Genomic DNA, 13,708 nt, shown 5'->3' with positions numbered 1-13,708 from the left:
AGCTGAACGACAAAACCTGTGGCGAGGGAGCTTGCTCCCGCTGGAGTGCGCAGTGCTCCCACTGTTTTGGGCCTGCTGCGCAGCCCAGCGGGAGCAAGCTCCCTCGCCACAAAATTTCATCTGAAGTTAAAAGGCTTTAACCACGAATACGGTGCTCGGTGAACTCATAATCCTCCTGGCAATCGCCAGTCGGGTCCGCCGCCACACCAGGTGCCGTTCTCGGTTTGAATCGGCTGGGTTTGCTGCGCATCGCGGAAAAACGTGATGGTGAAGCGGCCGTCGGGCTTGAAGTTGTTGTTCCAGGACAGGAATTGGCACTTGCCGCTTTCTGCACGCAGGCCTTTCCTGTGATCCAGCGCATGGGATTGGCGGGGCTGGGGTGGCTGAAACGAGGCCGCGCAGAGAAAACCCGGTCGGTTGCAAAAATAGTCAGAATTCAGGGGTTTACAGATGCTTGCCAATCGCTATAATCGTCGCCCTAACACGCCGGTATAGCTCAGTTGGTAGAGCAACTGACTTGTAATCAGTAGGTCCCGGGTTCGACTCCTGGTGCCGGCACCATACAAGGTTCCAGAGAAGGCTTTCAAAATCTCTAGAACCCCCGAAAAACCCGCCTTCTGGCGGGTTTTTTCGTTTTTGGGTTCCATCGGTTTCCGTCAGAAACTGGTGGATTCCAACCGTTTTAAGGGTAGAGTTTGGGATACAGGTCACTTCGATAAAAGGGAGTACCCTTATGTCGCGCACCACAGCTCCGCTCTCAGACGCAGCTTGCCGCTTGGCAAAACCTACAGACCGCGCCTACAAGCTTTTCGACGGCGATGGCCTCTATCTTCTAGTCCAACCCAATGGCCGCAAAGGCTGGCGGCTCCGTTACGTCAAACCTGACGGACGGGAAGGACTGACCTCGTTCGGTAACTACCCCGTCATTGGCCTCGCCGATGCGCGCCGCAAGCGCTTGGAAGTCAAGCGAATGCTGGCAGATGGCGTTGATCCTATAGAGACCAAGCACCAAGCTAAGGCGGAAGCCGTAATCAAAGGCAGAACCTTTGAAAGCGTTGCGCTCGACTGGCATACGGAAATGTCGGCCAAGTGGGCACCAGGCCATTCCAAGACAGTGATGAGCCGCCTCAAAACCCACGTATTCCCGCTGATCGGCGCACGCGCCATTGTTGATCTCGACACCCATGACCTTATGCAGCCCTTGGAAGCGATCAAGAAGCGCGGAACGATAGACGTTGCTTTAAGGGTACAAAACTACCTGCAGAGCATCATGCGCGAGGCAAAGCGCCTCCGGTTTATCACCATAAACCCTGCTTACGACCTCGAAGGCTCGATCAAGGCCCCGCGGGTGGTCCATCGCCCGGCTCTACCCTTATCGCGACTGCCGGAACTTCAGGAGCGGATCGACACCTATAAAGGCCGGGCACTTACCCGTCTGACGGTGATGCTGTCGCTGCATGTGTTTGTACGATCCAGCGAGCTGCGTTTCGCCCGCTGGAGCGAGTTCGACCTCAAGCGCGGCACCTGGGAGATACCGGACACTCGACCCGCGTTGGACGGAGTACCCTTTTCAACAAGGGGCACGAAGATGGCCGGGGACATCCACCTTGTACCCTTATCGCCGCAAGCCGTGGCTCTGCTTGAACAGATCCACGTCCTCACCGGCAAATTCGACCTAGTGTTTGCAGGCGACGCCAAGCCCTGGAAGCCCATGTCTGAAAACACGGTGAACAGCGCACTCAGAAAGATGGGCTACGACACCAAAACTGAAATCTGCGGCCATGGCTTTCGCTCAATGGCCTGTAGTGCGCTGATTGAATCTGGACTGTGGTCCGAGACCGCCATCGAAAGGCAGATGAGCCACAAGGAACGCAACAATGTCCGTGCCGCTTACATCCACAAGGCCGAGTTCATCGAGGAGCGCAGGCTGATCATGAACTGGTGGAGCCGGTATCTGGAGGCCAACCGACAGGAGCATGTCACCCCGCACGAATTTGCAAACCAGACCGGGACGAACGTCACGCGGCTCAAGGCGAAAAGCCGCTTGAGGGAGTAGGCCGTTAGCCTACTCCTCGTCCTGCCCACTAATGTACGCTTTGTACGCCTGCCTTTCATGAGTCGGCTTGGACGGAAATGCCAACTGAATCTGCCTGCTTTTCACCATTCCATTCAAGTACTGCTGACGGAGGGCATCTGGACTGCGCTTTACCAAATTAGCCAAAACGTTGAGCGTCAGATAGTGCTCCTTGCATAGGGTGATAATCACTTGTTGCATACGATCCTTTTGCATGCGCTCTCGATTGCGCGGCTCCTCAGCCAGTATTTCGAGCTTTTCTCGAAACCCTGCATCAAGCCTGTCCAAAGCATCGATCAGCGGCGCGTCAATATGATCGCTCAACAAGCAGCCATCATCGTTTCGCTGCATATCCAGCTCGACCTTATGTTCGGAGCTACCTGCGTTATGTTCGGAGCTAGCCCCGTTATGTTCGGAGCTGCCGGCGTAATGTTCGGAGCTCTGTAGCGGACCTGCGAACACTTGCTCCGGCGTAGGCAGTTGCTCACCCGGCAGGTGATAAATCATGCCCCGTGAGCGCCCGTCGGGCACAAGGAATCCCTCGCGTACCAACCGTGCAAGCAGTTGGCTCAAGTCATGAGCATGAGTATCACAAATCTCAAGGAGACGATTATGGCTGACCACCCGCTCAATCGCGGCCGTGGCCAAAATCAACCTGGCAGTATGTTCCAAGCTCTCGAAACGAACTCCAAATCGCTCTCGTAACTGCTCCACCACCCCTTCAGGAAGCAAGTCCAACATGCGAAGCTCAAGCAGGGTTTGCTCGGGCTCGGGCTTTTCATAAAGGGCTGGCGGTCGCCAATGCTGGCTGCGCCACCCGCTGTAGATTTTTGGAACCCCCGAACCACCGCGCTCGCCGAGACCGATAAGAAGAAACATTTGATGCATAAGCCGGTTCCGGCAATCGCTGATACCGCCCTGCAAAACCTGCTCAAGGGGTAAACGTAAGCCGCCAGGATTGCGAAAGCCAAACAAGTCTGGACGCTTCACGACTAACACAGAAACCCGCCCGGTATAGTCGGCATGGACCAAGGTATTAACCAAGGCCTCACGCAGAGCTTCGTGTACCGGCGTGTCATCCTGGCGCTGATCACCTTTGAGAGCGAACGGTACCTTTAAGTCCTCAACCAACTTGCGATAAACCCGCCGGTAGAAATCAAACAGATTTCCTGACCAGGTTCCATCAGGGACGAGCCTATCCACCCAACGCAGTTCTGTTTTGGCGTACGGCCGCTCCTGATAGTCCACAAAGTAATGCGGCACACTCTCTTGGATCGAAAGCCAGCGTCCGAACATGAGTAAACCTGCCAGAGTCAGCCCTTCGACTCCGTTCGCGCGGTCCTTACGCCAACCTCCTATCTGTCGGAGAAACTCAATCCCTTGGTGCTCCAACGCTGGATGGCCCGGTTTTATGTCGCTAAGCATCTGGCGGTAGATACGCAGACTGTCCGGATCAATGTCCGCGAAGTCGTAATTCGGCAAAATCCGCTCGTCCCGACAGTCCTCCACTTGCTCTGCGAACATGCGGCGAACATCTTCCTCAGAGCAACGCCGATCACCCTCATGTAATCGACGATAAGTGTTACCTAGCGGCTGACCATTGAGAAATACCGGCTTCTGCTTACGCGAAGCCGCCGGGATTTTCACTTCAAGTACCTGCTTGCCCTCCAGCTCTCTGACGACCACCTCCCGGTCAGTCAGCAGATTGACACTGACCTTGGCCGGATTGTTGAGGGTATTGAACAGGTCAGTACGTACTTTCTCGATATTTGATAGGCCTGCGACGCTGAACTGCCCATCCTTCTCGCGCACGCCAAGCAGTACTACCCCACCCTGAGTGTTAGCAAAAGCGGAGTAGGTTAACCAGAAATCCTTAGGCAACTCTCCCTTCCCATCCTGCCCCTGAGCAAGCTTGCATTCGAGCTCGACAGATTCAACCAGCGAGGGCAGGTCTTCAAGGGTGTGGGGATTGAGTGACATCAAAGACTTCCTAAATGATCAGCCTGCTTCACGTAGCTGCAAAAGGTCGAAGAAAAGACATACGTGCGGGGATTGTACTCAGTCTTCCATAGTCGCACGCAACTCGACGAGCGGAGACTGATCATGAACTGGTGGAGTCGATTCCCAGTCACCCATCAGCAGGAGGATGTCACTCCTCACGACTCTGCACGAATGTCACACGGCCAAAAGCCAATCGCGGCGCAGCAAAGTAAGCGTACGTTCTCGAAATCTCGATGATCCGCTTGTCCACGCGGGTCCATCCAAACAGGGCTGCAAAGCCGCCCTGCTTGGATGGACCTCACTTAAAAAATCTAAAGCCCACGCAACTGTCTGTGGAAAACCACTAATTTCCACCGGTGGATAATTTCATCCACAGCCGCAGAGTTCCCGAAAATTCGAGCCTTGACCCAAATTATCCACAGGCGTAGAAAAGATCGGGCAAGTGCTGTCGTTGACAGCAACCCAGGTAGCCAGAACCTTTAAGGCTACGCCACACCGTGGTGGTTCTCCCAAAGTGCGATTAGCGTCCGGCGGCTCGCACGGTCACTCACCGAGTGATGGATGCCTACTTCAGATCGTTGCCATTGCGGCAAATACATCCCTCCCCAGCCGCCCTGCAGCAACCTTTCCGCTTGGCCATTTCATTGCGCCAACCTGCGCCCGTCTCTTTCTCCCGGAAAGAGACGGGCGCTCCAACCGCTGCTGCAGCCCAACTCGTACAAGGCTTTGCGGCATTCCCCCTCGTGACAATCGGCGTGACAAACACCGAAGTCACCAGCAACAGCGATGCAGATGATGGTGCCGCAGCCCAAGGAATGGACTGCACCTGACTGACAGTCAGGCATGCCCCGGCCATCACCTCACTGCCTTCACCCGACTCAGGATCTCGCGGCGCTGGTCTCGTCAGCCAATGCAGCCTCCACCCGCCCACCGGTATCGGTGTTCAGGAGGCCAGATCATGGGATGCCCTCGCTCCCGGTCGTAAGGAGCCGCCAGTCCCGCGTCAGTGGACAACCTCACAGGTCGCAGGGGCCTTGATCCCTGATAACACTCAGCATTCTTGGCGGGATGACGTGGGGAAGGTTTTAGAAGTTTTGGCTTCGAGAGGAGTTCGATCATGGCACTGGTAGGTAAACGTCACGGGCGCAATTTTGGCTATGGCCGACAACTGAGTTATGCCGGGCCACAGGCGCTGAAAGATCTATTTGGCGGCGGGCATTACGGCACGGTCAAAGCGCACAGTGATCGCTGGCAGGCGTTTGTGCGCTGGTGTCGCTCGGAGGATGGGCCGGGGCTTAACGATGCGCGAAAAATTGATCGGCAGACTTTGCTGGACTACGCCGGCCATTTGCGTAAGCAAGTTGAACAAGGGGCTGTCTGCATCGCCACCGCGCAAAATAGGTTGTCCAGCGTGAACCGAACCATGGCTGCGCTTCGCGGTGATCAGTATGTGAAAGTGCCGAGTCCAAGCAAGACGCTGGGAATGCGGCGCACCAGTGTTCGTCGCTCGGTGCCGCAAGGTCAAGATCGCGAACACGTGAAGCGGATCGTCGACGTTCTCTGCGAACACCAAATGCCACGCGCGGCGGCCATCGCTCAGTTGGCGCGAGCCACCGGCATGCGCTTACGCGAGGCCATTTTGGCTGACCTACCGCGCTTAAAACGTGAGGCCGAACAATACGGCAAAATCAACATCCAGGATGGTACCAAAGGGGGCCGCTCAGGTGCCTCGGCACCTCGCTGGATCAGGGAGGATGAACATATTTGCGAAGCGCTGAGATTCGCCGAACAGGTCTCACCCGACGGCAGCCACAATCTGCTTGCGCCGAACGAAAGCTACCTCGATTTCCAACGGAAAATCGTCCGCCCCGCACGGGACCTCCTCCATAAGCACAACCTCAAAGGCTTCCACGAATTGCGGGCAGCCTATGCGTGTGAACGCTATGAGCAAATCACGCAGCACCTTGCGCCTATCAACGACGGCAAGTGCCACCAGTTCGGTCGACAATTAGATCAGGGGGCCAGAGCGCAAATCAGCTACGAATTGGGGCATAGTCGTATTGACGTGGTATCGGCTTACATTGGTGGTCGAGTATGAGCAAGCCATTCGATATGGAGCCGTTCCTGTCAGGCGTCCTGACCGGGTCGCATACCACACGCCAACGCCACCTTCGTCAGGCAAAGACTATCCAAGCAGCAATCGTTGAGCGCTGGCAACGCGACAACCCATGGACTTGGCAGAGAAAGCATCTCATTTGGTTTTTGAATCACAGACTAAACCAGCAATCAGAAGCAACTCGTTACTATTACGTATTGACTATGCAATCGATCGCAGTGCGCTTAATTAAATCTTGGAAATTCAAAAAACGCCCTAAACCCTGCAACCGGCCAAAGTCAAAGGGTAGACGAGGAAGTGGCATTTTGCTAGCTTCGAGGGAGAGACTTCAACCAATAGCAGACGGGCACTTGAAGGACGCTCAATAGCCTCTTTCTCACACCCACTTTAGTCTGTGATTTGGCATTATTTTTCCACTCAAGGACTTAAAAATGGGGAAAAACACGATCGACAAAAGCGGCTCATTCAAGCTTTATAGCAATCTCGTGAATGCAGATTCAAGTGTGCTTTATCATGAAAAACATCAAAACATACTTCCACATCCGGCTGACATTCTGACAGAAAAGCTTCAAAAATTAACCAAAGCACATAAAAAAATACTCGAATTATCAGACACAGACATTCCGCATTTCGTAGAGAGCTTAGATCACGTAGCTCAACTTATATTTTCGGTGGACGAATTCTATGACTCTCTTCCTCTTATAATAAAATGCTTTACACCTCCAAATGGTGCCGACAACAAAGATGTACCACGATGGTTGAAGCATCAGAAATCGAAACCGTACTCAAGATTGCTAGACGGAGTAAGTTTTTTCCATAATGATTTCAAAAATATAGCGAATAAACTTAAACACGACCATGCTGAGATTGCTAAAACCACTTTAACAAATCATCACAACATCAAAGTTCATGGGTTCTATATTCGAGTAGCAACAGGGGAAAATGACCAACGTGGACCGGCCCCGGAAATACATAAAAAATACAAAGGCATCGTAAACACCGCATTCTCATACAACCACTTTATGTTAAGATCAATAGGCCACATTTTCAACTGCATTGACAACTTAAATAAAGCTCTTTTCTCAAACCAAAAGACAGTGAAAGACCATTCTGAATCGAGCCTTTTTTCGCTCCTAGTTACAGGCTCTTCAGTAACCCACGAGTTCTTCCCCGACGAATATAGCCGTCCTTACGCCAATATAAAAGAAAATCATGATAAATTGGAAATAGAATTCCCATTCCGTTACAGAAAAAAAAACCAATGAACACTTTGATCGAATACGCTCTGTAAACTCGCCCATATCTGTAAATGGAAGAACAAACAGCAGTCACGCACTGCTTCCGTACTTACAACTTATATATCCAGAAACATTGACATCTAGAAGACCAGATCGTCATATTAAATCTGTTGCTGAGAGCAATATCTAGAAAGAATATTTTTGTCGCAGACAGCCAAATCACATATTAAAAACCATCGGATTTTCTATGACAGAAGAAAATATTCATTCCACAATCAGACCTTTAGTAACAGTATTCTTACAAGAATTAATGAAAGAATATTGGGGACCATTATACAACCACATAAAAAACAACCCAGCATTAATAAAAACAGTACCTGGCTTTCTCTTAGACCATCAGGGAATTATTGTTTATGTCGGGCGCACACATATTGCGATTGAATATACCGGCCCCGAGGTGATCAGCGAGCTAAAAAACGAAGGTGTTATGCAGGTGCAATGTCACGACTACTCAACTAAGGATTGCAATCTATTTGAACAAATTATCGGTTTTGAATATGATTCAACTTTAGATTTGTCTATGCCCCTCCCTCCCTTCAGTGAGGATCTACTACTTCCTACAAACAAGGGATGGGATAAACTTTCAGAGCTAGGTTGGAACTTCGCAGCTCAAAATAGCATTATGGGGTTCAATATACCGAGTCCAGAGCCAATGCCTGGACAATTCACAAGAATTGTAAATGGTATGTTTTTTGATGCAGATGAATCCGGTTTAAAATCCCGAAGAATAAAGTGGTTGGATTTTTTCCCTATTCACTTTGATGGTTCGGAAGAAAAATCCGACTGCATATCATTTAGCGTTTCAAACATGAAAAAACTTGTGAATCACGATGCAAACTACTCATACCCAATGCCGGATGACTATAAGTATATTCAACTGCCAAAAATAAATCGCTTTATAGAGGTATGGGGAAACAAAGACAATACGGAACCAGATATAACATCGCACATCGCAAGAAAAGAAAACGAGTTTATTTTGACAATGAAGTTTGGTGCGATAGAGATCCACTCAGAGCTCACGTGTGAATGGCAGAGCGAACCGCGCAGCCCCATTAGGCCGGATTTTTTTGTAGTACAGCCCAATGGATATGCGGACATTGTAGAGTTTAAGCTTCCTGACATCGGAAAGCATGCAATTGTAGGTGGCCGTAATAGAGAAACATTTGGTGCCTGGCTGAATTCATACATTTCTCAAACTAGAGTTTACTCGAGTTATTTTGATGACCCTAACAACAGAAAATGGTTTGAGCAAAGATATGGTTTCAAGGTACACAAGCCACGCAGATGGCTGATTGTTGGCCGCAGACACGATTTTGACTCTGATGTTTGGCGTGAAATTATGAGCGACTACAAAGATCTTGAAATACTGACTTTTGACGATTTAATTGATGGAATTGTTGTTCAATTTTATAAATGATGTATTTTTTCGGTGGATCAAAATTCCGCATCTTGATCTCCATTTCATGCTAAATACGGAATAAGCAAATTATAAAAAGCTAATGGGGGTGGATATATTTAAATACCCTATAGAGGCACATCAGTTCCTTTCTTTTGATTTTACCTTCGTCTATTACCCTGCCACAGCCAAAGCATCCAATAACGACGTGATATCTCCCTACCTTGAAAACAGCCGTTCCGAACGGTCGAAGCCTAGCCTACCAATGACAACTGATGTGATCACTAGCATTTGCATAAAAAATAATAGCCATATAATATCAAATCAGCTTCAGGGTCCATCCTTAGATGTCAATCCTCATTTTTCAAAAAATTTCGTCATAAATGGATTTGTAATGAACACCGAGCTTGCCATCAAAATTGACTACCTTCAAAAAAGAAAAAACCCTGCTCAGGTTTTTGAAGCTATGGGCCTCTATATAAACGCCTATCAAGATCTGTGCCAGTTGTTGGCAAATTCTGTTGATTTGGAGATCGCCTTTGAACTTGAGCTAAACTCTGTTGATACCGGCTCAATAATAAGCAAACTAGGCAGCGTCGGAAGCTCCATTGCAAACTACATCGAGGAGGCTCTATATGCTTCTGGAAGCGCCTTAAGCTCCGAATTAATGCATGTATCTGAAACCGGAACCGAGGCTGAAGTAAACTCTATAGCGACTGCTTTGGAAGCAGATATTAGTAAAAAAATCCCGGAAGCCATTGTTCCCCCACACATTGATAGACAAGGTTTGGCATACGTTCTGACTGAGTTTTCAAATGCCAACAAAAAGCTACAACTGGGTGAAGTAGTGCAACTTGGAGCGGCAAATAGCGAATATTTATCGGCATTCAATACCGAGTGGAGATTTAGCGGCGACGCCAGTAAAATGTTCATTGGCGACACTTCTGACTTTAACGGAAAAGATAAATTATATACTATGGTGCAGGTGAATGAGGGCAATTCAGTATGGTCATTCAAAAGCGCCGCCATGGAACGTAAGTTTCCGGCAAAAATAGTTGATAAGGACTGGCTACATCGATACCAATCGGGCTTGATAGCCCCCATCGGCCCTCTAGATATTATGGACGCAGAAATATCATACTCTATCTATACCCCTCCTGACGGTAAAGGACGGCCACAGATCAGAAGAGCAAAAATTCATAAAATATTGAGCATCCATAGAAATCGAGACTATCAAAATGCTCTCGATGTCTGATCAGCGCAACCGGCGGGCTTTGTTCGCAGATTTAATGGCAGATTACATCTATGTAGCTATGCCGTTTATTTTGTTAGTCGGTATTAAATTTTATTTAAGTAATTGGCAAGATATTTTTTTATCATCCGACTGGGCGTTAGGCGCATGCATTGTTTTTGGCCAAGTTACGTATAAAGTTTCCAAGGCGGTAGCTAAAGCGAAAGCTAAGGCCAATGAACAACACTACGGCCTCTATACCGCACATAGATTCTTACTTGTTGTAGTCTCGGCGGTCATTTACTGTGGAATGGTGGTAAAACCAACAATGCCGCTCGGTGTAATTCAAGTTATCTGGTTCTTTGTTGCATCCTTCTACCATTTCAGGGATGGGATTGCGGCTAACTTGATTGAAAAAACTGGGTCTAATTAGACTCAACACATCATGACCACTTCAAACAATCACATACTTTTAATAAAAAACATCATTTCCGGCGGATCCCCCTAGACAAAATCATTCACTATGCCTCTATCTTTCACTCGCCAAGCCCTAAAGCGACTCCAAAACTTAGGGTAGTTTTAGAGGTAGAGAAAGTATTTCCATCTATGAATTTCAAATTTTTTCGGCATTTAGCATCTGGTTCGACTCCTGGTGCCGCACCATACAAAACGAAGCCCTCGCAGAAATGCAGGGGCTTTGTTGTTTCTGGGGGTGTTCATATTCTGTCTACGCCTGACTCCCCAACTGAACAAGCCGGTGAGCCTCCAGATAAACCAATTCCCGTAGCGAAGTCCCGCCTTCAGCGTTTTATGCAGAATTATGGATAGCCAATAATTATGACGTATCCATAAAACGGCATAACTGCACGAGCCGCATGATTTTGCATCCTGAGCTGGCTGCAGGAATGGCAAACCTGCCCTTCAAGCTCAGCGTTCTGAGAAGACGCGACCGACTCATCTTCAGGCCGCCAGAACCAAGCACGGCAGCGGCAAAACGAAACAACTATTTCCCCAGTTGCACCCACCCCACCACCACGCTACCCTCCCCTCGTCGCTGCAAATTCAGCGACCGGGCCTGATAACCCGGCAAGATGCAGGCGCAACAGCGCCCCACAACCACGATGTGCAGGCGTTTTTTTACGCCCGCCATTTCGTGCAATGGCGGCTGTGCGTGGGAGACCTTCGGGTCTGCCGGGTTCCTGTATCTCCGGTTTATCAGCCTGCGCACAGCTGCCACCCATTCGCCTGATAACGAACGTGGTAGCTCTCACTTGATATGGGAGTTTTACCGATGAGCGCTCCAAATCCGTCTGGCTTCACTACCCTCGGCGTTACCCCTTTTTCATTTCATTCCGACCAGCCTCTGTTCCGCGTTAACAGCGGGGTTTCCCTGAGCGAAGCGCTGGCTCATGTTTCTGATTTGCTGCATGTGGCCAAGCTGTTGGCGGAGGATGCGGCGATGATTCGGGATACGGACCGGTACGCCTGGGCTTCGCACTATCTGCAGGAGATGAGCAAGGCGGTGATTGATGATGTGGTGAAGGTGTTGGAGTCGCCGGGCAATAATCTGTAGGTGTGTCAGGTTGTGAGTGTGTTGGCTGGGCCATCGCCATCGCGGGCAAGCCCGGCTCCCACATTTGATCGTTGTTGTTTGTTCTAGAGTGCCTGGCTTGAAGCCGTCACCCACGAAAACGCCCAGAACCATCACGGTCCGGGGCGTTTTTTATTCAGCCGTATCGCTTAGTGCCCAGCACTCTGCCCACCGTCCACATGCAGAATTTCCCCGGTCACAAACCCAGCCGATTCCAGGTACACAATCGCCTGCGCAATATCCCACGCTTCACCCATATGCCCCACCGGATGCAGGCTGCCCAACGCCGCATGCGTCTCTTCCCCATGCATCGGCGTCTTGATAATCCCAGGGCTCACCGCATTCACGCGAATCCCGCGCTTGGCGTATTCAATCGCCAGCGATTTGGTGGCCGAGTTCAGCCCGCCTTTGGTCAGCGAGGCCAGCACCGACGGCACGCCATCAATCGCGTGGTCCACCAGGCTGGTGGTGATGTTGACGATGTGCCCGGCGCCCTGTTTCAGCATCTCGGTAATCGCCAGTTGGGTGATGTAGAAGAACCCGTTCAGGTTCACCGCCAACACGTTTACGTAGTCTTCGTGGGTGTAGCTGGTGAACGGTTTGGCGACGAAGATCCCGGCGTTGTTGATCAGGCTGTCGATGCGGCCAAAACGCGCTACGCCTTCGCGGATGACGCGCTCGGCGGTGGCCGGGTCGGCGATGTCGCCGGCCACGGTGAGGATGTCCGGATCCGTCGACGGTTTGATCGAACGGGAGGTGGCAACCACGCGGTAATCCAGCTCGCGGTAAGCCTTCACTGCAGCAGCGCCCAGGCCTTGGGATGCGCCGGTGATCACAACGACTTTTTTCGAATTGCTCATGATGAAACCTCTATAGGGAAAATGGGATGGTTCAAGCAGCCGCGGCGGACATTTCCCGCAGCATCTGTTCGTAGTAACTGATTGATTGCGACCCGGAGACCAGCTGGCGGCCATTGAGGACCATGGCCGGTACGGAGTTGATTCCGTGCTCGCGGTAGAACGCTTCCAGCTCGCGCACTTCATTGGCGTAGGCGGTAGAGCCCAGCACCCGTCGTGCGCCTTCAATATCCAGCCCGGCTTCGGCGGCCAGACCCGCCAGGGTTTCGTGATCGCTGACGTTCTGGCCATCGCTGAAATACCCGCGCAACAGCGACTTTTTCAGCTGGAGCTGGCGCCCTTGCTGCAACGCCCAAAACAGCAACCGATGGGCGTCGAAGGTGTTGTAGAAGTGGCTGCGCTTTTCCAGGTCGAAGGTGAAGCCGATGGCCGCGCCTCGCTCCATCAACATCCTTTTGCCGCTGGCAACTTCTTCAGCGCTGCGCCCGTATTTGCGCATCATGTGGGCAACGGCGTTTTCGCCTTCGGCCGGCATGTCGGGGTTGAGCTCGAAGGGTTTGAAGGTCAGTTCAACCTTCACTTCGCCCGCCAGGTTGTCGATGGCTTGCTCCAGGGCGGTGGCGCCGAGGGCGCACCACGGGCACACCACGTCGGAGATGAAGTCGATGGTGACAGGCGTGCTCATGACGGATTTTCCGCGAGCTGTTTGCGGTACTGGGTGGTGGTGATGCCGGCGTAGCCCCAGTTATCGGTGTCGACTTCTTCGATGACGATGTGGGTCAGGTCGGGGCGTTTGTTGAGGACGCGTTCGAGGGTTTCGGTGATTTCGGCAATGACCTGGGCTTTCTGCTCCGAGGTAACGCCGTCGCGGGTGATACGTACGCTGACAAATGGCATGACAAGGCTCCAGTGACTTGCCCATCGACATGGTGGGCAGGCAGTGAGGCCAATTTAAGAGGTTGCCTGAGGTGGATAAAGGTGGGGCGGAGTACTTCATTAGTGATGCTATGTAATCAATCGAGACGTCCGGCGCTGCGTTTTTTTTACTGCTCCCTGGAATAACCCCCCTCCCCGCGCGTCTTGCCTACATGCTTAAGGCTGGCTGCAAACGCCTTGAGTGCTGGCCGATAACCCCTCACTTACG

At 51.1% G+C, this 13,708-nt stretch carries 11 protein-coding genes, 1 tRNA gene and 1 pseudogene; 8 read left to right on the top strand and 5 right to left on the bottom strand.

What is annotated here, in order from left to right; translation table 11 throughout:
* Positions 1-136: 136 nt before the first annotated feature.
* Positions 137-440 (bottom strand): annotated as a pseudogene (locus tag HX839_RS31575) (hypothetical protein).
* Between the two features lie 45 nt (positions 441-485).
* On the opposite strand from HX839_RS31575, the gene HX839_RS12655 reads away from it, so the two are divergent.
* Together HX839_RS12655 and HX839_RS12650 are read left to right on the top strand one after the other, a co-directional pair.
* Positions 486-561 (top strand) — tRNA-Thr (locus HX839_RS12655).
* Positions 562-733: 172 nt separating this feature from the next.
* Positions 734-2,056, top strand: coding sequence for an integrase arm-type DNA-binding domain-containing protein (locus HX839_RS12650; protein ID WP_177067117.1), 1,323 nt, complete (start codon positions 734-736; stop codon positions 2,054-2,056).
* 9 nt (positions 2,057-2,065) lie between these two features.
* On the opposite strand, the gene HX839_RS12645 is transcribed toward HX839_RS12650, so the two are convergent.
* The gene (locus tag HX839_RS12645; protein ID WP_177067116.1) at positions 2,066-4,054 is read right to left on the bottom strand and encodes an RNA-binding domain-containing protein; all 1,989 of its coding nucleotides are present in this window, start codon (positions 4,052-4,054) and stop codon (positions 2,066-2,068) included.
* A 1,138-nt stretch (positions 4,055-5,192) separates the two neighbouring features.
* On the opposite strand from HX839_RS12645, the gene HX839_RS12640 reads away from it, so the two are divergent.
* The 6 genes from HX839_RS12640 to HX839_RS12615 all read left to right on the top strand — a co-directional run bounded on the left by HX839_RS12640 (position 5,193) and on the right by HX839_RS12615 (position 11,689).
* Positions 5,193-6,173 carry an integrase domain-containing protein gene (locus tag HX839_RS12640; protein ID WP_177067115.1) on the top strand — a complete coding sequence of 327 codons (981 nt, stop codon included), beginning with the start codon at positions 5,193-5,195 and terminating at the stop codon, positions 6,171-6,173.
* 449 nt (positions 6,174-6,622) lie between these two features.
* Positions 6,623-7,456, top strand: a complete 834-nt coding sequence (locus HX839_RS12635) for a hypothetical protein (protein ID WP_177067114.1) — start codon at positions 6,623-6,625, stop codon at positions 7,454-7,456.
* 220 nt (positions 7,457-7,676) lie between these two features.
* On the top strand, positions 7,677-8,906 hold the full coding sequence (locus tag HX839_RS12630) for a Shedu anti-phage system protein SduA domain-containing protein (protein WP_177067113.1): 1,230 nt from the start codon (positions 7,677-7,679) through the stop codon (positions 8,904-8,906).
* Positions 8,907-9,279: 373 nt separating this feature from the next.
* On the top strand, positions 9,280-10,140 hold the full coding sequence (locus HX839_RS12625) for a hypothetical protein (protein ID WP_150654314.1): 861 nt from the start codon (positions 9,280-9,282) through the stop codon (positions 10,138-10,140).
* Complete coding sequence (locus tag HX839_RS12620) at positions 10,133-10,549, top strand: hypothetical protein (protein ID WP_218173616.1); 417 nt, start codon at positions 10,133-10,135, stop codon at positions 10,547-10,549. Before HX839_RS12625 ends, HX839_RS12620 begins: the two co-directional genes overlap by 8 nt.
* An 858-nt stretch (positions 10,550-11,407) precedes the next feature.
* Entirely contained in the window at positions 11,408-11,689 is a 282-nt protein-coding gene (locus HX839_RS12615) for a DUF3077 domain-containing protein (protein ID WP_177067112.1), read from the top strand.
* 167 nt (positions 11,690-11,856) lie between these two features.
* On the opposite strand, the gene HX839_RS12610 is transcribed toward HX839_RS12615, so the two are convergent.
* The 3 genes from HX839_RS12610 to HX839_RS12600 are packed head-to-tail and all read right to left on the bottom strand — an operon-like array spanning position 11,857 to position 13,461.
* Entirely contained in the window at positions 11,857-12,567 is a 711-nt protein-coding gene (locus HX839_RS12610; RefSeq protein ID WP_177067111.1) for an SDR family NAD(P)-dependent oxidoreductase, read from the bottom strand.
* A gap of 31 nt (positions 12,568-12,598) precedes the next feature.
* On the bottom strand, positions 12,599-13,249 hold the full coding sequence (locus HX839_RS12605; protein ID WP_177067110.1) for a DsbA family oxidoreductase: 651 nt from the start codon (positions 13,247-13,249) through the stop codon (positions 12,599-12,601).
* Positions 13,246-13,461: a 4-oxalocrotonate tautomerase family protein gene (locus HX839_RS12600; RefSeq protein WP_003218111.1), complete on the bottom strand. Its 216-nt coding sequence runs from the start codon at positions 13,459-13,461 to the stop codon at positions 13,246-13,248. Before HX839_RS12600 ends, HX839_RS12605 begins: the two co-directional genes overlap by 4 nt.
* Positions 13,462-13,708: the final 247 nt, after the last annotated feature.

Source organism: Pseudomonas sp. I8001, assembly GCF_013385345.1.
GTDB lineage: Bacteria > Pseudomonadota > Gammaproteobacteria > Pseudomonadales > Pseudomonadaceae > Aquipseudomonas.
The sequence above is the reverse complement of the archived record's forward strand: the minus strand, read 5'-3'. Positions and strand labels throughout refer to the sequence as shown.

What these genes read in the sequence shown, in the direction of transcription:
- HX839_RS12650 (WP_177067117.1), top strand. Translation starts at nt 734, where the DNA reads ATGTCGCGCACCACAGCTCCGCTCTCAGACGCAGCTTGCCGCTTGGCA.
- HX839_RS12645 (WP_177067116.1), bottom strand. Translation starts at nt 4,054, where the DNA reads ATGTCACTCAATCCCCACACCCTTGAAGACCTGCCCTCGCTGGTTGAA.
- HX839_RS12640 (WP_177067115.1), top strand. Translation starts at nt 5,193, where the DNA reads ATGGCACTGGTAGGTAAACGTCACGGGCGCAATTTTGGCTATGGCCGA.
- HX839_RS12635 (WP_177067114.1), top strand. Translation starts at nt 6,623, where the DNA reads ATGGGGAAAAACACGATCGACAAAAGCGGCTCATTCAAGCTTTATAGC.
- HX839_RS12630 (WP_177067113.1), top strand. Translation starts at nt 7,677, where the DNA reads ATGACAGAAGAAAATATTCATTCCACAATCAGACCTTTAGTAACAGTA.
- HX839_RS12625 (WP_150654314.1), top strand. Translation starts at nt 9,280, where the DNA reads ATGAACACCGAGCTTGCCATCAAAATTGACTACCTTCAAAAAAGAAAA.
- HX839_RS12620 (WP_218173616.1), top strand. Translation starts at nt 10,133, where the DNA reads ATGTCTGATCAGCGCAACCGGCGGGCTTTGTTCGCAGATTTAATGGCA.
- HX839_RS12615 (WP_177067112.1), top strand. Translation starts at nt 11,408, where the DNA reads ATGAGCGCTCCAAATCCGTCTGGCTTCACTACCCTCGGCGTTACCCCT.
- HX839_RS12610 (WP_177067111.1), bottom strand. Translation starts at nt 12,567, where the DNA reads ATGAGCAATTCGAAAAAAGTCGTTGTGATCACCGGCGCATCCCAAGGC.
- HX839_RS12605 (WP_177067110.1), bottom strand. Translation starts at nt 13,249, where the DNA reads ATGAGCACGCCTGTCACCATCGACTTCATCTCCGACGTGGTGTGCCCG.
- HX839_RS12600 (WP_003218111.1), bottom strand. Translation starts at nt 13,461, where the DNA reads ATGCCATTTGTCAGCGTACGTATCACCCGCGACGGCGTTACCTCGGAG.